The sequence below is a fragment of the Pseudomonas sp. 21615526 genome (genome assembly GCF_013386245.1).
Classification (GTDB): domain Bacteria; phylum Pseudomonadota; class Gammaproteobacteria; order Pseudomonadales; family Pseudomonadaceae; genus Aquipseudomonas.
The window spans coordinates 1-423 of record NZ_JACAOM010000286.1; the positions used below are offsets into that span (position 1 = coordinate 1).

Consider the following 423-nt stretch of genomic DNA (forward strand, 5'->3'; position numbering starts at 1 on the left):
AACAGCGTGCGGCCATTGGCGTATTCCAGCTTGCCGATGCGCTTGCCCTGGGCGCCGGTGAACGCGCCACTTTCATGGCCGAACAGCTCGGCTTCAAACAGCTGCTCGGGAATCGCCGCGCAGTTCAGCGCCACAAACGGCTTCTTCGCCCGGGGGCCGAAATCATGCAGGCAACGGGCGACCAGCTCCTTGCCGCTGCCGGTTTCGCCGCGAATCAACACATTGACCGGCAAGCCGGCCAGGTCCAGGACAGCAGGCTCGCTTCCAGTTGGGCCCGGTGACCGCCCTGCTGATGCAACCGGCGGTTTTCCAGCACCAGCCCGCGCTTGCCCAGCGCCCGGCGCAGGCTGCTGAGCAGGGCTGCGGGGCTGAAGGGCTTTTCGAGGAAGTCGTAGGCGCCGTCGCGCATGGCTTCGACGGCCA

1 pseudogene is annotated in these 423 nt (G+C 66.7%); it reads right to left on the reverse strand.

Going from position 1 to position 423, the window contains the following annotated elements:
• A pseudogene (locus tag HX786_RS31725) lies at positions 1-423 on the reverse strand (sigma-54-dependent transcriptional regulator); the annotation flags it as partial.